Raw genomic sequence first — 18,551 nt, 5'->3', positions numbered from 1 at the left:
GTCAATACTTCGCAGTACGAAGCTGACCAAACTGGAAGAGCTTTCAGCCGTCGTTCAACGGCGCGCCGTCTACCGTGGAGTGTTCATGTCGTTCTCCGTTCCCCCGTTGTTCGCAGCCTGGCGTCAGACCTGGCGCGCCGGCTACACCCTCAGACGCTTACGCGGCGACATCAGTGCCGGCGTAACGGTAGGGATTATCGCCATCCCGCTGGCCATGGCCCTGGCGATTGCCGTGGGGGTGCCGCCTCAGCATGGGTTGTATACGGTGCTAATCGCCGCGCCCCTGATCGCCCTGACAGGAGGTTCGCGTTTCAATGTCAGCGGACCGACCGCTGCGTTCGTGGTCATTCTGTTGCCCATCACCCAACAATATGGCCTGGGCGGCCTGCTGCTGTGCACCATGCTGGCCGGCGTCATCCTCATTGCCCTGGGGCTGATCAGAGCCGGGCGGTTGATCCAGTACATTCCGTATCCGGTCACCCTGGGCTTTACCGCCGGGATCGGTATTGTCATCGCAACCCTACAATTGAAGGACTTGCTGGGCCTGAACACCGCCGGCCAGGCAGAACACTACATCGAACAGCTGGGTGTACTGATTCTGGCGTTGCCCAGCGCCCGGTTGGGGGACGGGATCATCGGCATCACCTGCCTGGCCGTTCTGATTGTCTGGCCACGGTGGGTACCGAGGATTCCGGGGCATCTGGTGGCGCTGACCATCGGCGCGCTGCTGGGGTTGGCGCTGGAGCACGGCGGGCTGCCGGTGGCGACATTGGGCGAGCGTTTCAGCTATATGGTCGAAGGCGTCAGCCATCCCGGGATTCCGCCATTTCTGCCGCGCTTCGATTGGCCGTGGAACCTTTCCGGCCCCGACGGCCAGCCTCTGCACCTGTCTTACGACTTGATCCGTCAGCTACTGGCGCCGGCGTTCGCCATTGCCATGCTCGGGGCCATCGAATCCTTGTTGTGTGCGGTGGTGGCGGATGGCATGACCGGCAGCAAACACGACCCGAATGCAGAACTGCTGGGCCAGGGCCTGGGCAACCTGATCGCACCGCTGTTCGGCGGCATTACCGCCACGGCGGCGATCGCCCGTAGCGCCACCAATGTGCGCAGTGGGGCCTTTTCGCCATTGGCCGCCATTATTCACAGCGCGGTGGTACTGATGGCGATACTCGTTTTCGCACCGCTTTTCAGCTACCTGCCGATGGCTGCACTGGCCGCGTTGCTGGTGATGGTGGCGTGGAACATGAGCGAGGCCCGGCACGTGCTGCATACCTTACGCATCGCGCCCCGCAGCGATGTGCTGGTCTTGTTGACCTGCCTGAGCCTGACCGTGTTGTTCGACATGGTGATGGCCGTCGCCGTCGGCCTGCTGCTGGCCGCCGGGTTATTTATCAAGCGCATGAGCGATCTCACGGACACCGCCGAACTGCCCCGCGGCTTCCATCAAGCCTTGAAGGACATGCCGGCGCATGTTCGTTGCTATGCGATACGCGGGCCGCTGTTCTTCGGTGCTGCCGAAAAAGCCCTGGGGGTGCTACGCAAATTCAGTCCGGAGGTCAAAGTGGTGATCGTCGAGATGAGCGCCGTGCCGATGCTGGACATGACCGCGCTGGCAGCCTTCGACAATATCCTGAGGGATTACCGCAAAGACGGCATTGGCCTGATTCTAGTGGCGACCGCCCCACGGGTGCGCCTGAAGCTCAGGCGCGCGGGCATCCATCGGGAGCAGCGTCAGTTGGCCTACGTGAACAACCTGGAACAGGCTCGTCGCAAAAGCGAGCGCTGGCTGGCCGGGGGAAATTGAGCGCGCTTCAGGTGAACTGCGCGCGCATCCACGCCTGATACTCAGCCACACCAGGCTCGCCTTCGCGCGGCGCCCAGTGAGCAAGCTCACCGTCACCGACCGGGCGATACGGGCCCGCCTTGCACTCGAACATCAGGCTGTCCGCTTCCAGTACCACCAGGCCATGGAACACGCCGGCTGGCAGGTCCACGCCGAGACAGTCGCCACCAGCCTGCAGGATTTGTTTATTCACCACCGCGCCTGACTCATCGAAGATCAACACACCCAGTCGCCCTTTGAGGACCAACAAGGTTTCAGCCTTGTTTTCCCCCAAGTGCCGGTGAGGCGGGATATAGGTGTCGGGCTGCAAGCCAACCACCATGCGATGACAGGCATCTTCCATCTGATGGAGGTTGTGATGCTGACGCCCACGAGGATTGGCTGCTGCTTTCTCGGCCAATTCAGCGAACAGGGTTTGATCGAGAAAGCTCGGAGCGCTCATTTTCTTACATACCTTTAACAGCAAAAATCCCGTTGGCGTTACGCCAGTAGCCTTTGTAATCCATGCCGTAGCCGAAGATGTAACGGTCGATGCATGGCAGGCCGACGAAATCGGCTTTCAGGTCCGGGCGAGCCTTGCGGTCGTGGTCCTTGTCGATCAGCACGGCGGTGTGCACAGCGCGGGCGCCGGCGTGTTTGCAGTAGTCGATGATCGCGCCCAGGGTGTGACCTTCATCGAGGATGTCGTCGATGATCAGCACGTCGCGGTCGAGGAACGACACTTCCGGCTTGGCTTTCCAGAACAGGTCGCCGCCGCTGGTTTCGTTGCGATAACGAGTGGCGTGCAGGTAGGACGCTTCCAGCGGGAAGTTCAGATGGGTCAGCAGCTTGCCGGAGAAAATCAGCCCGCCGTTCATCACGCAGAACACCACCGGATTGCTTTCAGCCAGCTGGTCGTTGATTTGTGCACCGACGCGGGCGATGGCCGCCTCGACTTCTGCTTCGGTGTACAGGCAGTCAGCCTCTCGCATGATTTGACGGATATGCTCGAGATCTGCGGGCATGGCGTTCTCCAGGGGGGTGGCGGTTCAGGAAAAGCGGGCAAAGGTACGCATCAAGCGAGGCCAGATCAAGCGTTTGTGGACTAACGTTCTGAATGTCTATAGGACAACACCCTCGGATAGATTAATCTAGGCCGGTTTTTTTGCCCGCCGCCGGAGCCTTTCCCATGCCCATCCTCGAGATCCGCCATCCGCTGATCCGCCATAAACTCGGCCTTATGCGCCGCGCCGACATCAGCACGAAGAATTTCCGTGAGCTCGCTCAGGAAGTCGGTGCCCTGCTGACCTATGAAGCCACCAAAGACCTGCCGCTGGAAAGCTACGACATCGAAGGCTGGTGCGGCACGGTGTCGGTCGAGAAAATCGCTGGCAAGAAAATTACTGTAGTACCGATCCTGCGCGCCGGTATCGGCATGCTTGAAGGCGTGCTGAGCCTGATCCCGGGCGCCAAAGTCAGCGCCGTGGGCGTGGCTCGCAATGAACAAACGCTGCAGGCTCATACCTACCTGGAAAAACTGGTTCCGGAAATCAACGAACGCCTGGCGATGATCATCGACCCGATGCTCGCCACCGGCAGTTCCATGGTCGCGACCATCGACCTGCTGAAAAAGGCCGGTTGCCGGGATATCCGCGCGATGGTGCTGGTGGCGGCCCCTGAAGGCATTGCCGCGGTAGAGAAAGCTCACCCGGACGTGACCATCTACACCGCGTCCATTGACGAAAAACTCAACGAACACGGTTACATCATTCCAGGCTTGGGCGATGCCGGTGACAAGATCTTCGGCACCAAGCAGAAGGACGCTTGAGCATGCAGCAAGAGTTTAACGATCCGCTCTGGCGCACGGTGCTGTCGGGTGCGCAGATGCTGTTCGTGGCCTTCGGCGCTCTGGTGTTAATGCCGTTGATTACCGGCCTCGACCCGAACGTGGCGCTGTTCACCGCAGGCCTGGGGACGATTCTGTTCCAGATCGTCACCGGGCGTCAGGTGCCGGTGTTCCTGGCGTCGAGCTTTGCCTTCATCACCCCGATCATTCTCGCCAAGGGCCAATTCGGTCTCGCGGCGACCATGGGTGGCGTGATGGCGGCCGGTTTCGTCTACACCTTCCTCGGCCTTGCGGTGAAGATCAAAGGCACCGGTTTCATTGACCGTCTGCTGCCACCAGTGGTGATTGGCCCGGTGATCATCTCCATCGGCCTGGCCATGGCGCCGATCGCCGCCAACATGGCGATGGGCAAGGCTGGCGATGGCACCGAACTGATCCATTATCAGACGGCGATGCTGATCTCGATGCCAGCGTTGCTGACCACCCTGATCGTCGCGGTGTTCGGTAAAGGCATCTTCCGCCTGGTGCCGATCATCTCGGGCGTGCTGGTGGGTTTTGCGATGGCGTTCTACTTCGGCGTCGTTGATACCGCGAAAATTGCTGCTGCACCGTGGTTTGCAATCCCGCACTTCACCGCGCCGGAATTCAACTGGCAGGCGATTCTGTTCATCGTTCCAGTGGCCCTGGCTCCGGCCATCGAGCACATCGGCGGCGTGATCGCTGTCGGTAGCGTGACCGGTCGCGATTACCTGAAGAAACCCGGCCTGCACCGCACCCTGCTCGGTGATGGCATTGCCACCACCGCAGCCGGCCTGTTTGGCGGTCCACCCAACACCACCTATGCCGAAGTGACGGGCGCGGTGATGCTGACCAAGAACTACAACCCCAAGATCATGACCTGGGCGGCGATATTCGCCATCAGCCTGGCGTTCATCGGCAAGTTCGGCGCGCTGCTGCAAAGCATTCCGGTACCGGTGATGGGCGGGATTCTGTGCCTGTTGTTCGGCTCGATCGCGGCGGTGGGCATGAACACGCTGATTCGCCACAAGATCGACCTGGGCGAAGCACGAAATCTGGTGATTGTCTCGGTGACCCTGGTGTTCGGGATTGGCGGCGTACTGGTCGGCACCGGCACAGGGCCGGACGACTTCGGCCTCAAAGGCATCGCCCTGTGCGCGGTGACGGCAATTGCGCTGAACCTGTTGCTGCCGGGTAATGACAGCTGGAAGCACAAGAAGGCGAGTGAATCGCTGCTGTAAGCAGGCTCAAGATTATCGCTGACTGACAGGACGCCTTCGCGAGCAAGCCCGCTCCCACATTTGATATTCGGTGTACTCAGATCAAATGTGGGAGCGGGCTTGCTCGCAATGCTTTTAAAGTGCCAGCGGCGCTCGCTCGCACAAGGTGCTCAACGCCCGCGCCCACTGCGGATCGTCGTTAAGACACGGCACCAGCACCAACTCCTCTCCCCCCGCCTCGCGGAACAGCTCCTTGCCGCGATCACCGATCTCTTCCAGCGTCTCGATGCAATCGGCGACAAATGCCGGGCACATCACCAGCACTTTCTTCACGCCCATTCCAGCCAACTCATCAAGGCGCGCTTCGGTGTAGGGTTCGATCCATTTGGCCCGCCCCAGACGCGACTGGAACGACACCGACCACTTGCCGTCCGGCAGCCCCAGCCGCCTGGCAAACTCGGACGCCGTGCGCAGGCATTGGGCGCGGTAGCAAGTCGCCAAGACTTCTGGCGAAGCGTTCTGGCAGCAATTGTCGCTTTTGAAGCAATGGTGACCGGTAGGGTCGATTTTGGTCAGGTGCCGCTCCGGCAAACCGTGGAAACTCAACAGCAGGTGATCGTAATCCTGCTGCAAATACGGCTTGGCGCTGGCGACCAGCGCATCGAGGTATTCCGGTTGATCGTAGAACGGCTGGAGAATCGACAACTGCACGTCCAGCCGCTTCTCGCGGACTACCCGCTTGGCCTCCTCGATCACCGTGGTCACCGTGCTGTCGGCGAACTGTGGATAGAGCGGCGCGAGCGTGACCCGCTTGTGACCCTGGGCTGCCATGCGCACCAGCACCGACTCCATCGACGGCTCACCGTAACGCATCGCCAGTTCCACCGGCCCGTGGTGCCACTGGGCAGTCATGGCCTGTTGCAGGCGACGGCTGAGCACCACCAACGGCGAGCCCTCCTCCCACCAGATCGAGGCGTAGGCGTGGGCCGACTGCTCCGGGCGCTTGAACAGGATCAGCGACACCAGCAAACGTCGCACCGGCCATGGCAGGTCGATCACATACGGGTCCATCAGAAATTGATTGAGGTAACTGCGCACATCCGCCACCGAGGTGGAAGCCGGTGAGCCCAGATTGACCAGAAGCAATGCGTGATCGGTCATGCAACGTCCTATTTCAAAGGCGGCTGGAAAGGTCGTCCAGAGCCGCGCGCAAATCAGTGAACTGGAAAGTGAAACCCGCTTCCAGCAAGCGAGCCGGTACGGCCTTCTGGCCGCCCAGCAACAGCAATGACAACTCGCCCAGACACACCTTCAACGCCAGGGCCGGCATGGGCATGAACGTCGGGCGGTGCAACACGCGGCCCAACGTATCGGCGAATTCGCGGTTGCGCACCGGCTTGGGCGCGCAGGCATTATAAGGACCACTGGTGTCTTCCTGATGCAGAAGAAAATCAATCAGGGCGATTTGATCGTTGATATGAATCCACGGCATCCACTGCCGGCCACTGCCGATAGGCCCGCCCAGCCCCACTTTGAACGGCAGCAACAGCCGCGACAAAAAGCCGCCCTCTGCCGACAACACCAGCCCGGTGCGGATGAGAATCACGCGAATGCCCAATGCCTCGGCGCGCTGGGCCGTTTCCTCCCAGGCAATGCACAACTGGCTGGCGAAATCATCGATGACGGGCGGGGATTTTTCAGTCAACTCCCGCTCGCCCCCATCGCCGTACCAACCAATGGCGGAGCCCGAGATTAATACCTGAGGTTTGTGCTCGCGGCTTTCGAGCCAGGCCAGCAGGGTTTCGGTCAGCGTGATCCGGCTGCTCCAGAGCAGCGCTTTGCGTTTGGAGGTCCATGGCCGGTCGGCAATCGGTGCGCCCGCCAGATTGATAATGGCATCAACGGTTTCTTGTCCAATATCCTCGAACTGTGCGATTCCCCGCACCTGCGCACCGCAAATTTTTGCGACTTTTTCAGGTGTGCGACTCAAGACAGTCAAACGATGTCCCTGACTCAACCAGTGTCGGCAGAGCTGACGTCCTATCAAACCAGTACCGCCGGTCAGCAATATGTGCATGACTTCTTCCTCGCGTGGCGTTTTACCTTGATCACTAGTCTATTTTTATATGCAGGGATCTTTGGTATCGGGCAGGCTCTGTGTTTAACAATAGGCCAAGCTGTCAGAACGAGAACGCTAAAAGTTATACCAAAAAACAATATTGTACAGGTTTCATCCACGGCGTAGTCTGTACAGAAAGGTAAACGAGGCCCCTATGACTGTACCTATCGCAATCATCGGCACCGGCATCGCCGGACTCTCCGCCGCCCAGGCCCTTACAGAGGTCGGGCATGTCGTTCAACTTTTCGATAAAAGCCGCGGCAGTGGCGGACGCATGTCAAGCAAGCGCAGCGATGCGGGGGCTCTGGACATGGGCGCGCAATATTTCACCGCCCGCGATCGCCGCTTCGTCACTGAAGTCCAGCGCTGGCAAGGCAACGGCTGGGTCGCTGAATGGATGCCGCAGCTCTACACCTACCATGGCGGCCAGCTCAACCTGTCGCCGGACGAACAGACTCGCTGGGTCGGCACGCCGCGCATGAGCGCGATCACCCGCGGCTTGCTCGGCGACCTGGAAGTGCATTTCGCCTGCCGCATTACCGAGGTCTATCGCGGCGAGGAGCACTGGCATCTGCAGGACGCCGAAGGCTTCACCCACGGCCCGTTCAGTCATGTGATTATCGCCACGCCGGCGCCTCAGGCGACTGCACTGCTGGCCACCGCGCCGAAACTCGCCGGTGCCGCCGCCGGGGTGAAAATGGACCCGACCTGGGCTGTCGCGCTGGCATTCGAGACACCGCTGGATACGCCCATGGAAGGCTGCTTCGTACAGGACAGTCCACTCGACTGGCTGGCTCGCAACCGCAGCAAACCCGGGCGCGATAACACCCTCGATACATGGGTGCTGCATGCGACCAGTGCCTGGAGCCGGCAACATATCGACCTGTCCAAGGAAGCGGTGATCGAGCAATTGCACGGCGCATTTGCCGAGCTGCTGCACGACTCCATGCCCGCCCCGACCTTCAGCCTTGCGCACCGCTGGCTCTACGCCCGGCCCGCCAGCAGCCATGAATGGGGAGCCCTGGCCGATGCCGATCTGGGCCTCTATGTGTGTGGCGACTGGTGCTTGTCCGGTCGTGTCGAAGGCGCCTGGCTCAGCGGCCAGGAAGCCGCCCGCCGCTTGCACGCACATTTGCAGTGAACCGCATTAATCCGGGAGGAGGCCGACGGTAAAACTTATACAAATAATTTGACTTGTACACCTTTGAATCTATGATGAAGTTATGTTGTACAGACCGAACAGTCTGTACAGGTTTAGATTCGAGGTGCTCCGATGCCCCACGTCACCGTGAAACCGAAGATCGCCATCAGCGCCTGCCTGATGGGTGCAGAAGTGCGCTTCAACGGCGGGCACAAGGCCTCGCAGTTGTGCAGTCGCACCCTCACCGACTATTTCGATTTTGTTCCGGTCTGTCCGGAAGTCGCCATCGGTCTCGGCATTCCCCGTGAACCGATCCGTCTGGTGGGCGATCCACAACATCCAGAAGCCATCGGTACCGTTAACACAACACTCAATGTCACCCTGCCGCTCGCCGAGTTCGGTCAGAAAATGGCCGCGGAACTGGGCGACATCTGCGGCTACATCTTCATGCAGAAATCCCCGTCATGCGGCCTGGATCGGGTCAAGGTCTACCACGCCAACGGTGCGCCGGTGGACGGTGGTGGCCGCGGCATCTACGCCCAGGCGTTCTGCGCGCGGCATCCGGATTTACCGGTTGAAGAAGACGGGCGACTCAACGACCCGGTGCTGCGAGAAAACTTCCTCACCCGCGTGTTCGCCTACAGTGCCTGGCAGCAGTTGCTGCGCGACGGCCTGACTCGCCGTGGCCTCACGGACTTCCACTCGCGCTACAAATACCTGCTGATGGCCCACAACCCGGTGCAGTACAAAACCCTGGGTAACCTGCTGGGCAACATGGGCCAGACCGACCCGAACGAACTCGGCCCACGCTACTTCAGCGAGCTGATGGCGGCCTTGAAAAAATGCGCCACCCGCCGCACCCACACCAACGTCCTGCAACACATCAGTGGCTATCTCAAACAGACCATCAGCCCTGAAGACAAACAGGAAGTGCAACACGTCATCGGCCAGTACCGCCACGGCGGCGTGCCGTTGGTGGTGCCGTTGACGCTGCTCAAACACTACTTCCGTCAACACCCGGATCCCTACATTGCGCAACAGGTTTACCTGCAACCGCATCCGGAAAATCTCAGCCTGCGAAACGCAATCTAATGCCAATCCAATGAAAAGCCCACTCGACACCAGCGCCAGCGAAGACCCCGGCGCCGACTTCAAGAAAGCTCTCGACGAAGGCTGGCTGCCAATCCGTGAGGTCGCGCGGCAGACTGGTGTCAACGCCGTCACCCTGCGAGCCTGGGAACGGCGTTATGGCCTTATCGTGCCGCAACGCACGCCCAAGGGTCATCGACTGTTCTCTGCCGAACACGTTCAACGCATCCTGACGATCCTCACCTGGCTCAACCGCGGCGTGGCCGTCAGCCAGGTCAAGCCACTGCTCGACACCCCGCAGGCCTTTACCGAATCCGTCGAAAGCGATTGGCACGTGCTGCGCCATACGCTGCTGCAAGCGGTCACTCAACTGAACGAACGCACCGTCGATGACACGGTCAATCAGGCCATGGCGCTGTATCCACCACGGACCTTGTGCGCACAACTGCTGATGCCCTTGCTGGCTGAACTGGAACAACGCTGGCAAGGCCAGTTCGGCGCGCAGATGGAGCAAGTGTTTTTTTACTCCTGGTTACGCAGCAAATTTGGCGCACGCATCTACCATAACAACCGTCAGTTACGCACCGCGCCACTGTTGTTGATCAATCACTCGGACCTGCCACTGGAACCTCACTTGTGGCTGACCGCCTGGCTGATCAGCAGCGCCGATTGCCCGGTGGAAGTGTTTGACTGGCCGCTCCCCGCTGGCGAACTCTCGCTGGCGGTCGATCATCTGCAAGCCCGCGGCGTACTGCTGTATTCCAGCAAAGCGATGAATCTTTCGCAGCTGCCGAAACTTTTGAATGGTGTCAGTTGCCCAAAAATGATTGCCGGACCAACGGTATGTATCCATCACACCGAGTTGTCCGCACGAACGTTCAAGATTACTGATTTGTTCCTGGCTGAAGATCCGTTAGCAGCGCATCAGGGCCTGATTCAGCGTGGGCTCATTTAATGGCGAATTTTTAATGAATCGTGCGGACACCTCTGTGCAATTGATCTGGCTGCGTAGCGACTTGCGCCTACAGGACAACACCGCCCTCTCGGCCGCCGCGGCCCGCGGCCCGACTGTGGCGGTGTACCTGCTGAGCCCGGAGCAATGGCTGGAGCACGATGATGCGCCATGCAAAGTGGATTTCTGGCTACGCAACCTGAGCGAGTTACGCGGCGCGTTGGATGAGCTGAACATTCCCTTGTTGATCCGCAAGGCATCTCGCTGGGATGAGGCACCCAGGGTGCTGTTCGATCTTTGCCAACAATTGAAGATTGGCGCGGTGCACGTCAACGAGGAATACGGCATTCATGAAAGCCGTCGTGACGCAGCGGTGGCCGAAACACTGAAAGCCAATGCCATCGACTTTTTTAGCTACCTTGATCAACTGCTGTTAAAACCGGGCACCGTACTGACCAAAACGGGCACTTACTTTCAGGTGTTCAGCCAGTTCCGCAAGGCGTGTTACGACCGTCTGCGCGGGTCGTTGCCGAAGCGGGTCCCAGCACCTGCCGTGCAGGCGCCGCTGGCGATCAGCAGCGACAAGATCCCATCAAACGTTGAAGGTTTCGCAACGCCCAGCGACAACTTGCGCAGTCTATGGCCTGCCGGTGAAGCCGAAGCCCACCGTCGCCTCGACACCTTCGCCGATGCCCAGATCGACGACTACAAAAACGAACGCGATTTCCCGTCCAAACCGGGCACCAGTCAGCTGTCGGCCTATCTCGCCGCCGGGGTGATTTCCCCCCGCCAATGTCTGCACGCCGCGCTGCAAAGCAATCAGGGCGAGTTCGAAAGTGGCAAGGTCGGCGCCGTCACCTGGATCAACGAATTGCTGTGGCGCGAATTCTACAAACACATTCTGGTGGGCTACCCACGGGTCTCGCGTCATCGCGCCTTCCGACCGGAAACCGAAGCCCTCGCCTGGCGCGATGCCCCGAATGAACTCCTGGCCTGGCAAGAAGCCCGTACCGGCCTGCCGATTATCGACGCGGCCATGCGTCAATTGCTTGAAACCGGCTGGATGCACAACCGTCTGCGCATGGTGGTGGCAATGTTCCTGACCAAGAACCTGCTGATTGACTGGCGTGAAGGCGAGCGTTTTTTCATGCGTCATCTGATCGATGGCGACCTGGCGGCGAACAACGGTGGCTGGCAGTGGAGTTCGTCCACTGGCACCGATTCAGCGCCCTACTTCCGGATTTTCAACCCGCTGAGCCAGTCGGAGAAATTCGACAGCGAGGGGCTGTTCATCAAGTACTGGCTGCCGGAACTGGCCGGGCTGAACAAGAAGGATGTGCACAACCCGGCGAACCTCGGCGGCCTGTTCGGCGTAGCGGATTATCCGTCACCGATCGTCAATCTGAGCAGCTCTCGCCAACGGGCGCTGGCCGCGTTCAAGAACCTGCCATCACGACAACCTGCCGGGCGATTGCCTGACTGAAAAGGAAAATGGGATGAGTTTTACACCTCCACGGCGCTACTGGCTGACAGGTGCCAGTAACGGCATTGGCGCCTCGCTGGCCGAAGAAATACTGAAAACCGGTGCTCACCTCGCGGTGAGCGCTCGCTCGGTGGCGCCACTCAAAGTCTTGTCCCAGCGTTATCCGGGACAAGTGCTGGTGGTGGCCGGTGACCTGACCAACAGCCAGACCGTGCGAGAAATCGGCGAACAGATCGCCGAGGCGTGGGGAGCTCTGGACACAGTGATTATCAACGCCGGCACTTGCGAATATGTCGACGTTCAGCAGTTCGATTCATCGATCGTCGAGCACGTAGTGCGCACCAACCTGCTTGCCAGCAGCTATTGCATCCAGGCTGCCCAGCCGCTCTTGCGCGCCGGCACCGCGCCGTATCTGGTGGGCGTCGCCAGCTCGGTCACCTACCTGCCGCTGCCACGGTCCGAGGCGCATGGTGCCTCAAAACCCGGGCTGCGTTACCTGTTTGAATCGTCGCGAATCGATCTTGCACCGCAAGGTATCGAAGTCACCGTGGTCAGCCCGGGGTTTGTCGAGACGCCGCTGACGGCGCACAACGTTTCCATGCCACTCAGCTGGCCGGTGGACAAGTCCGCACGCTACATCTTCGCCGAACTCAAGAATCGTCCACTGGAGATAGCCTTTCCGGCGTTGTTCATGGCCGACCACTGGCCATTGTCGACAAGACCCAACCGAGGAAAACTGGCAATCGGCAAACGCATGGTGCGCAGCAATCCGCCGATCAAGGACCAGCCGTGAAATCACCTGCCTCTCAAGGCTGATCTTATGGCTGCTAAATCGCAGCCATAAGATCACCCTGTTCGAACCGGTAACCAAGCGTCCGTCAGGCCTTTCACACAGCACCGGCTCAGTGCCTTACACTGGGCGCCATGAAAACCATTCCCCATACGCAAATCGCCGAGCCTGCGGTCACATGCTCGACCTGCGCAGCTTGCTGCTGTCAGCTCGAAGTCATGCTGATCACGGACACGGGCGTGCCCGAACGTTTTATCGATACCGATGACTGGGGTGGGGAAGTCATGCTGCGTCTGGATGACGGCTGGTGCGCCGCGCTGGATCGCAACACGATGATGTGCACCATCTATGAAAAACGCCCGTTGATCTGCCGGGAGTTCGAGATGGGCGCACCAGAATGCATCGACGAACGCCAAGGGATTACCACGGCGTATCGCTGAAAGTCAGACCAATGAATATCCAATGTGGGAGCGGGCTTGCTCGCGAAAGCGGACTGTCAGCTGACATCATCGTTGACTAGCACACCGTTTTCGCGAGCAAGCCCGCTCCCACATTGATTGGGCAGTGTGCTTAGAGCGGCATCGTGTAGTGCAGCGAGTAGCTTTCTACGCCGTCGTTGTAACTGTTAAGACCGGCATTGGAGTAGTGCGTCGCACGAATCCCGACTTCATGTCCGCCCGCAAAGCGCAGACCAAAGCCGAATCGGTCTTCGAACTGAAAAGCACCACCGAGGTTGTTGTCTTCAAGTTCGCTATGAGCGAACAACGCCACGCCAATCCCGGCCTCCAGGTACGGCTTGACGTTCTGACCGGCAAACTCGTAAACAAACACAGGCGAGAACGACAGGCTGTGGTTGCTGGAGGTCGTGTCGCCTTCCCAATAGGTGTAGGCACCGCTCCAGTAACCGGTCACACGACCGATATCACTCTGCAACCAGCTCTTGTCCCAATCGAATTGCATGCCCAGTCGATAGGTCATGGTCGAGTCGCTGGTCTCTCCGACCGCGAACTCCACGCCTGCCGCTTGTGCGGTAAAACTGTGCCCCATCAGTGCAGCCGCAATCGCGGCCAAGCAGAATAGTCGCTTCATTAGAAACATCCTTTTCCGAACGATTTCGTAAGGTTTTTTTGTTGCTTGACGCTATAGAAGTCGACGATTAATCAGAAGTTCACCCCAATTACTCGCTTGCCCCGAGTTTTGTTTACTCCTTGAAGCTTCGCACAACGCCAGCGGTATTCCACAGTATCGGCAAGATATTTCTGAAATGCTCTGGATCGGCACTCGTCCAGAACTGTGCCGCACGTACAGGCCCCTCGGCAAGCAATTCCCGCTCGGCCAACAATCGCTGAAGTTGCCGCGCTACAGCGGCGCCGGTATCAATCAAGCTGATGTCATCGGGGATCATCTGCTTAAGCAACGGCTTTAGGAAAGGATAATGCGTGCAGCCCAGAATTATCGTGTCGCACCCGGCGCCGAGCAGAGGTTCGACATACCTGGCCAGCAACTGGCGCAATGCCTCGCTGTGCAGATCGCCGTTTTCAATCAGCTCCACCAGGCCGGGGCACGGCTGAGTGATGACGCGCACATCGGTGGCGAATCGGTCGAGCAACGCGGCGAACTTGGCACTCTGCAAGGTGCCGGTGGTAGCGAGCACACCGACCACACCGCTGCGGGTGGCGGCAGCGGCCGGTTTGACCGCCGGCTCCATGCCGACGATGGGCCACTCGGGATAATCGCGTCGCAAGTCGGCAACGCCAGCGACCGTCGCCGTGTTGCAAGCCAGCACCAAGGCCTTGGCGCCCTGCTGCTGAAAAAAACCGGCCATCACGCTGCAGCGATGACGGATGAATTCCGGGGTTTTCTCGCCGTAGGGAATATTCCCGCAATCGGCGACATACAACAGTGACTCGTTGGGCAGCAAACGCTGGATCTCGGCCAGCACCGAAAGCCCACCGACGCCGGAGTCGAACACGCCAATCGGCGCTTCACGCATGCTTCGAACCACAAACGCTGCAGCCCGGATCACGCTTGACCCGCAATTCGCGGAAGCGCGAGCCCAAGGCATCGATCAACAACAGGCGCCCCACCAGCGGCTCGCCGAAACCCACCAGCAACTTCATGGCTTCCAGTGCCTGAAGGCTGCCCACCAGGCCAACCAATGGCCCTACGACGCCGGCTTCGCTGCAGGTCAGTTCGGCTTCGCTGCCGTGACCATATAAACAGTGGTAGCACGGGCTTTCCGGACGGCGCGGGTCAAACACTGACAACTGCCCTTCCAGCCGAATCGCTGCGCCGCTGACCAGAGGTTTGCCGGCGGCGACACACGCAGCGTTGACCGCTTCGCGGGTGGAGAAGTTGTCGGAACAGTCCAGCACCAGATCCACCGGGGCCACGGCGGCGGCCAGGGAATCTTCGTCCAGCGCGGTGCGATGGGCGATCAACTGAATTTCGGGATTGATTGCAGTCAGTCGGCGGATCGCCGAGTCGACCTTGCTCAGGCCAACGCTGTCGGTGTCATGGACGATCTGGCGTTGCAGGTTGGTCAGGTCGACAGTGTCGAAGTCCGCCAGATGCAATTCACCGACGCCGGCGGCGGCCAGATACAGCGCAACCGGCGAGCCGAGGCCGCCAAGACCGACGATCAACACGCGGCTTTCTTTCAGTCGCAACTGGCCGTCGATGTCGACGTGTTGCAACAGAATCTGCCGACTGTAGCGCAACAATTCCTGATCATTCAGCACGGCAGGCGCCCCAGGCTGATACGTTCGTGACCGCCCAGATCGGCGCGGCTATGGACTTCTTCAAAGCCGCGGGTCAGCAGCAAATCGCGTACCGCAGTGGCTTGATCGTAACCGTGTTCAAGCATCAGCCAACCGCCCGCTTCCAGATAATCCGGCGCCTGGGCGACGATCAGACGCAGATCGTCGAGCCCATCGACGCCAGCCACCAGGGCACTGGCTGGTTCGAAGCGCACATCGCCTTCCACCAGATGCGGATCGGCGGATGCAATGTAAGGCGGGTTGCTGATGATCAGCTGAAAACGCTGACCTTCCAGCGCACTGAACCAATGACTGCTCAGCACGGTGGCGTTGTTCAGATGCAAGCGCTGGCGATTGCGCTCGGCCAGGGCCACGGCTTCGAGCACGCGATCCACGGCGGTCACCTTCCAGGCCGGACGCTCGCTGGCCAGGGCCAACGCAATGGCGCCGCTGCCGGTGCCGAGGTCGAGGACCTTGGCAGGTGTGGCTGGCAGAAGTTCAAGCGCCGCTTCCACTAACAGCTCGGTGTCCGGGCGCGGGATCAGCGTATGCGGCGCCACTTCCAGATCAAGTTTCCAGAAACCTTGTTGACCGAGGATGTAGGCCACTGGCTCACCGCCACGGCGGCGCTGCAAATACTCGGCAAATTTAAGTGCCGCTTCGCTTGGAACGATGCGCTCGGGCCAGGTGTGCAGAAAACTGCGGGACTTGCCCAACGCAGCGGCCAGCAACAACTCAGCATCCAGGCGCGCGCTCGGCGAATCTGGCAGGTCGGCGGCGCGTAACAAACTGGCAATGATCGTCATTTACTCACCTATCGCTGCCAATTGGTCGGCCTGGTACTCGGCCAGCAACGGCTCGATCACCGCATCGACGCCACCCGCGAGGATTTCGTCGAGGGAATACAGCGTCAGGTTGACCCGGTGGTCGGTGACCCGCCCCTGGGCAAAGTTGTATGTGCGGATTCGCTCCGAGCGATCGCCCGAACCGACCAGCAACTTACGCTCGCTGGCGATAGCGTTCGCGGCGGCGCTGGTTTGCTGATCGTTGAGCTTGGCCGACAGCCAGGACATCGCCCGGGCGCGGTTCTTGTGCTGGGAACGTTCTTCCTGGCACTCGACGACGATACCGGACGGCAAGTGCGTGATGCGGATCGCCGAGTCCGTCTTGTTAACGTGCTGACCACCGGCACCGGAGGATTTATAGGTATCGATGCGCAAATCCGAGGGGTTGATCTCGATTGCTTCCTGCTCGTCCGGCTCGGGCAACACGGCTACGGTGCAGGCCGAGGTGTGGATGCGACCCTGGGATTCGGTAGCGGGAACCCGTTGTACGCGGTGGGCACCGGATTCGAATTTCAGCTTGCCGTAGACGTTGTCGCCTTCGACGCGGGCGATGACTTCTTTAAAGCCGCCGTGTTCACCGATGTTCTCCGAGAGGATTTCCACCCGCCAGCCGCGACGCTCGGCGTAACGCGAATACATGCGGAACAGGTCGCCGGAGAAAATCGCCGCCTCGTCACCGCCGGTGCCGGCGCGGATTTCGAGGAACACGTTACGCCCATCGTTCGGATCCTTGGGCAGCAGCATGCGTTGCAGGCTGGCTTCGATGTCGATCAGTTGCTCTTTGGCTTCGCGGACTTCTTCCACGGCCATTTCGCGCATGTCCGGGTCGTTGTCCTTGAGCAGCGCCTGGGCGCCCTCGAGATCGCTTTGCACCTTGAGCAACTGTTTATAGGTTTCGACAATCGGTTCGACTTCCGCGTATTCCTTGGAATAGGTGCGGAATTTGGCCTGATCGGAAATGACTTCGCCGTCGCCAAGCAAGGCAGTCAATTCCTCGAAACGGTCCTGGAGGATGTCCAGCTTATTGAGCAGTGACGCTTTCATTGCGGTTTTTTATCCGAAAAGCTATCCGATGAGCCCTCATTCAGGGCAAAGAGTTCCTGGGCCATGGCCAGCGCATCGAGGCGGCCTTCGGCAGAGAGCTTTTTCAACTGCACGCTCGGTGCGTGCAAGAGTTTGTTGGTCAGGCCCCGCGCCAGCTGCACCAGCACGTCTTCGGCGCTGCTGCCGTTGGCCAGCATGCGCTGGGCCTTCTGCAATTCTTCGTCGCGCATGCGCTCGCTTTGTTGGCGATAGGCCTTAAGCACATCCACCGCCGCCAGTTCACGCAGGCGAACCATGAAATCTTCGGCACCGATCGAGACCATCTCTTCCGCCGCCTGGGCTGCGCCCTGGCGGCTCTTGAGGTTCTCGGCGACCACTTCGTGGAGATCGTCGACGCTATACAGGTAAACGTCGTCCAGTTCGCCGACTTCCGGCTCGATATCCCGGGGGACGGCGATGTCTACCATGAAGATCGGCTTGTGCTTGCGCAGTTTCAAGGCGCTTTCCACCGCGCCCTTGCCCAGGATCGGCAACTGGCTGGCGGTGGAGCTGATAACGATGTCGCTGCGCACCAGTTCCGCCGGGATGTCCGAGAGCAACACCGCGTGGGCGCCGAACTGCTCGGCCAGAATGCTCGCGCGCTCCAGGGTGCGGTTGGCAACGACGATGCGCTTTACGCCCAACTCGTGCAGGTGGCGGGCGACCAGAGTGATGGTCTCGCCAGCGCCGATCAGCAAGGCCTGGCTGCGTTGCAGGTCGCTGAAAATCTGTTTCGCCAGACTGACCGCGGCAAACGCCACGGACACCGGGTTCTCGCCGATGGCGGTGTCGGTGCGCACCTGTTTGGCCGCATTGAAGGTGGCCTGGAACAGCCGCCCGAGCAACGGACCGATGGTGCCGGCCTCGCGGGCCACGGCGTAGGCCGATTTCATCTGACCGAGAATCTGCGGTTCGCCCAACACCAGCGAATCGAGCCCGGAGGCCACCCGCATCATGTGACGAACTGCCGCATCATCTTCGTGCACATAAGCGCTCGCGCGCAGCTCTTCGAGGCTCAAATGGTGATAATCGGCCAGCCAGCGCAGGATGACGTCCGCCGAAAGGTGATCCTGTTCTATATAGAGTTCACTGCGATTGCAGGTGGAGAGGATCGCAGCTTCGCGGCTGTCGGTCAGTCGGCAGAGCTGCTGCAAAGCCTCCACCAGCTGCTCAGGGGTAAAGGCCACGCGCTCGCGGACGTCTACTGAAGCAGTCTTGTGGTTAATACCGAGTGCAAGGAAGGCCATTCAAGGTCGCTGATGGTGACGTGAAGCCGGCAATTGTCCTACTTCGACAGAGCCAGAACAACTACCGCTGACTATTGTCCCAATGACCTGCCTCTATAAAGGCGCCAATTGAGACACGGTTATGTTTGGCCGAA

The 18,551-nt window shown here is 60.0% G+C and carries 19 protein-coding genes; 9 read left to right on the top strand and 10 right to left on the bottom strand.

Annotated features, from left to right (window positions below):
- Positions 1 to 85 precede the first annotated feature (85 nt).
- Complete coding sequence (gene dauA / locus DFS28_RS20970) at positions 86 to 1,807, top strand: C4-dicarboxylic acid transporter DauA (protein ID WP_111451283.1); 1,722 nt, start codon at positions 86 to 88, stop codon at positions 1,805 to 1,807.
- 7 nt (positions 1,808 to 1,814) lie between these two features.
- On the opposite strand, the gene DFS28_RS20965 is transcribed toward dauA, so the two are convergent.
- A complete protein-coding gene (locus DFS28_RS20965) occupies positions 1,815 to 2,288 on the bottom strand; it encodes a WbuC family cupin fold metalloprotein (protein WP_111451282.1) in 474 nt (157 codons plus the stop codon).
- Positions 2,289 to 2,292: 4 nt separating this feature from the next.
- Positions 2,293 to 2,850 carry a hypoxanthine-guanine phosphoribosyltransferase gene (locus tag DFS28_RS20960; RefSeq protein ID WP_111451281.1) on the bottom strand — a complete coding sequence of 186 codons (558 nt, stop codon included), beginning with the start codon at positions 2,848 to 2,850 and terminating at the stop codon, positions 2,293 to 2,295.
- A 164-nt stretch (positions 2,851 to 3,014) separates the two neighbouring features.
- Here DFS28_RS20960 and upp point away from each other — a divergent pair, with 164 nt between their 5' ends.
- Together upp and DFS28_RS20950 are read left to right on the top strand one after the other, a co-directional pair.
- A complete protein-coding gene (gene upp / locus DFS28_RS20955; protein ID WP_008025893.1) occupies positions 3,015 to 3,653 on the top strand; it encodes a uracil phosphoribosyltransferase in 639 nt (212 codons plus the stop codon).
- Positions 3,654 to 3,655: 2 nt separating this feature from the next.
- Complete coding sequence (locus tag DFS28_RS20950; protein ID WP_111451280.1) at positions 3,656 to 4,930, top strand: uracil-xanthine permease family protein; 1,275 nt, start codon at positions 3,656 to 3,658, stop codon at positions 4,928 to 4,930.
- 114 nt (positions 4,931 to 5,044) lie between these two features.
- Here DFS28_RS20950 and hemH read toward each other — a convergent pair whose 3' ends face one another.
- A complete protein-coding gene (gene hemH, locus DFS28_RS20945; protein WP_111451279.1) occupies positions 5,045 to 6,070 on the bottom strand; it encodes a ferrochelatase in 1,026 nt (341 codons plus the stop codon).
- Between the two features lie 13 nt (positions 6,071 to 6,083).
- A complete protein-coding gene (locus tag DFS28_RS20940) occupies positions 6,084 to 6,986 on the bottom strand; it encodes a TIGR01777 family oxidoreductase (protein ID WP_111451278.1) in 903 nt (300 codons plus the stop codon).
- A gap of 196 nt (positions 6,987 to 7,182) precedes the next feature.
- On the opposite strand from DFS28_RS20940, the gene DFS28_RS20935 reads away from it, so the two are divergent.
- From DFS28_RS20935 to DFS28_RS20910, 6 genes are all read left to right on the top strand, one after another.
- Positions 7,183 to 8,169 (top strand): NAD(P)/FAD-dependent oxidoreductase, encoded by a 987-nt coding sequence (locus tag DFS28_RS20935; protein ID WP_111451277.1) that lies wholly within the window; start codon positions 7,183 to 7,185, stop codon positions 8,167 to 8,169.
- Between the two features lie 132 nt (positions 8,170 to 8,301).
- Positions 8,302 to 9,261, top strand: a complete 960-nt coding sequence (locus DFS28_RS20930; RefSeq protein ID WP_111451276.1) for a DUF523 and DUF1722 domain-containing protein — start codon at positions 8,302 to 8,304, stop codon at positions 9,259 to 9,261.
- 10 nt (positions 9,262 to 9,271) lie between these two features.
- Positions 9,272 to 10,213 carry a MerR family transcriptional regulator gene (locus DFS28_RS20925; protein ID WP_111451275.1) on the top strand — a complete coding sequence of 314 codons (942 nt, stop codon included), beginning with the start codon at positions 9,272 to 9,274 and terminating at the stop codon, positions 10,211 to 10,213.
- Positions 10,214 to 10,247: 34 nt separating this feature from the next.
- Complete coding sequence (phrB, locus tag DFS28_RS20920; protein ID WP_111451411.1) at positions 10,248 to 11,693, top strand: deoxyribodipyrimidine photo-lyase; 1,446 nt, start codon at positions 10,248 to 10,250, stop codon at positions 11,691 to 11,693.
- 13 nt (positions 11,694 to 11,706) lie between these two features.
- Entirely contained in the window at positions 11,707 to 12,486 is a 780-nt protein-coding gene (locus DFS28_RS20915; protein WP_111451274.1) for an SDR family oxidoreductase, read from the top strand.
- A 131-nt stretch (positions 12,487 to 12,617) separates the two neighbouring features.
- Positions 12,618 to 12,923: a YkgJ family cysteine cluster protein gene (locus tag DFS28_RS20910; protein WP_008153413.1), complete on the top strand. Its 306-nt coding sequence runs from the start codon at positions 12,618 to 12,620 to the stop codon at positions 12,921 to 12,923.
- Between the two features lie 130 nt (positions 12,924 to 13,053).
- On the opposite strand, the gene DFS28_RS20905 is transcribed toward DFS28_RS20910, so the two are convergent.
- The 6 genes from DFS28_RS20905 to hemA form a co-directional block, all read right to left on the bottom strand.
- A complete protein-coding gene (locus tag DFS28_RS20905) occupies positions 13,054 to 13,572 on the bottom strand; it encodes an acyloxyacyl hydrolase (RefSeq protein WP_111451273.1) in 519 nt (172 codons plus the stop codon).
- 112 nt (positions 13,573 to 13,684) lie between these two features.
- Complete coding sequence (gene murI / locus DFS28_RS20900) at positions 13,685 to 14,476, bottom strand: glutamate racemase (protein WP_111451272.1); 792 nt, start codon at positions 14,474 to 14,476, stop codon at positions 13,685 to 13,687.
- Positions 14,469 to 15,224: a molybdopterin-synthase adenylyltransferase MoeB gene (locus DFS28_RS20895; RefSeq protein WP_111451271.1), complete on the bottom strand. Its 756-nt coding sequence runs from the start codon at positions 15,222 to 15,224 to the stop codon at positions 14,469 to 14,471. Before DFS28_RS20895 ends, murI begins: the two co-directional genes overlap by 8 nt.
- The gene (gene prmC, locus DFS28_RS20890) at positions 15,218 to 16,048 is read right to left on the bottom strand and encodes a peptide chain release factor N(5)-glutamine methyltransferase (protein WP_111451270.1); all 831 of its coding nucleotides are present in this window, start codon (positions 16,046 to 16,048) and stop codon (positions 15,218 to 15,220) included. Before prmC ends, DFS28_RS20895 begins: the two co-directional genes overlap by 7 nt.
- Positions 16,049 to 17,131, bottom strand: a complete 1,083-nt coding sequence (prfA, locus tag DFS28_RS20885; RefSeq protein WP_111451269.1) for a peptide chain release factor 1 — start codon at positions 17,129 to 17,131, stop codon at positions 16,049 to 16,051.
- On the bottom strand, positions 17,128 to 18,417 hold the full coding sequence (gene hemA / locus DFS28_RS20880; protein WP_111451268.1) for a glutamyl-tRNA reductase: 1,290 nt from the start codon (positions 18,415 to 18,417) through the stop codon (positions 17,128 to 17,130). Before hemA ends, prfA begins: the two co-directional genes overlap by 4 nt.
- Between the last annotated feature and the right edge of the window lie 134 nt (positions 18,418 to 18,551).

The sequence above is a fragment of the Pseudomonas sp. 478 genome, from assembly GCF_003254125.1.
In the GTDB taxonomy this organism is placed as follows: domain Bacteria; phylum Pseudomonadota; class Gammaproteobacteria; order Pseudomonadales; family Pseudomonadaceae; genus Aquipseudomonas.
This window is presented reverse-complemented; position numbering and strand designations above follow the sequence as displayed.

What these genes read in the sequence shown, in the direction of transcription:
- dauA (WP_111451283.1), top strand. Translation starts at nt 86, where the DNA reads ATGTCGTTCTCCGTTCCCCCGTTGTTCGCAGCCTGGCGTCAGACCTGG.
- DFS28_RS20965 (WP_111451282.1), bottom strand. Translation starts at nt 2,288, where the DNA reads ATGAGCGCTCCGAGCTTTCTCGATCAAACCCTGTTCGCTGAATTGGCC.
- DFS28_RS20960 (WP_111451281.1), bottom strand. Translation starts at nt 2,850, where the DNA reads ATGCCCGCAGATCTCGAGCATATCCGTCAAATCATGCGAGAGGCTGAC.
- upp (WP_008025893.1), top strand. Translation starts at nt 3,015, where the DNA reads ATGCCCATCCTCGAGATCCGCCATCCGCTGATCCGCCATAAACTCGGC.
- DFS28_RS20950 (WP_111451280.1), top strand. Translation starts at nt 3,656, where the DNA reads ATGCAGCAAGAGTTTAACGATCCGCTCTGGCGCACGGTGCTGTCGGGT.
- hemH (WP_111451279.1), bottom strand. Translation starts at nt 6,070, where the DNA reads ATGACCGATCACGCATTGCTTCTGGTCAATCTGGGCTCACCGGCTTCC.
- DFS28_RS20940 (WP_111451278.1), bottom strand. Translation starts at nt 6,986, where the DNA reads ATGCACATATTGCTGACCGGCGGTACTGGTTTGATAGGACGTCAGCTC.
- DFS28_RS20935 (WP_111451277.1), top strand. Translation starts at nt 7,183, where the DNA reads ATGACTGTACCTATCGCAATCATCGGCACCGGCATCGCCGGACTCTCC.
- DFS28_RS20930 (WP_111451276.1), top strand. Translation starts at nt 8,302, where the DNA reads ATGCCCCACGTCACCGTGAAACCGAAGATCGCCATCAGCGCCTGCCTG.
- DFS28_RS20925 (WP_111451275.1), top strand. Translation starts at nt 9,272, where the DNA reads ATGAAAAGCCCACTCGACACCAGCGCCAGCGAAGACCCCGGCGCCGAC.
- DFS28_RS20915 (WP_111451274.1), top strand. Translation starts at nt 11,707, where the DNA reads ATGAGTTTTACACCTCCACGGCGCTACTGGCTGACAGGTGCCAGTAAC.
- DFS28_RS20910 (WP_008153413.1), top strand. Translation starts at nt 12,618, where the DNA reads ATGAAAACCATTCCCCATACGCAAATCGCCGAGCCTGCGGTCACATGC.
- DFS28_RS20905 (WP_111451273.1), bottom strand. Translation starts at nt 13,572, where the DNA reads ATGAAGCGACTATTCTGCTTGGCCGCGATTGCGGCTGCACTGATGGGG.
- murI (WP_111451272.1), bottom strand. Translation starts at nt 14,476, where the DNA reads ATGCGTGAAGCGCCGATTGGCGTGTTCGACTCCGGCGTCGGTGGGCTT.
- prmC (WP_111451270.1), bottom strand. Translation starts at nt 16,048, where the DNA reads ATGACGATCATTGCCAGTTTGTTACGCGCCGCCGACCTGCCAGATTCG.
- prfA (WP_111451269.1), bottom strand. Translation starts at nt 17,131, where the DNA reads ATGAAAGCGTCACTGCTCAATAAGCTGGACATCCTCCAGGACCGTTTC.
- hemA (WP_111451268.1), bottom strand. Translation starts at nt 18,417, where the DNA reads ATGGCCTTCCTTGCACTCGGTATTAACCACAAGACTGCTTCAGTAGAC.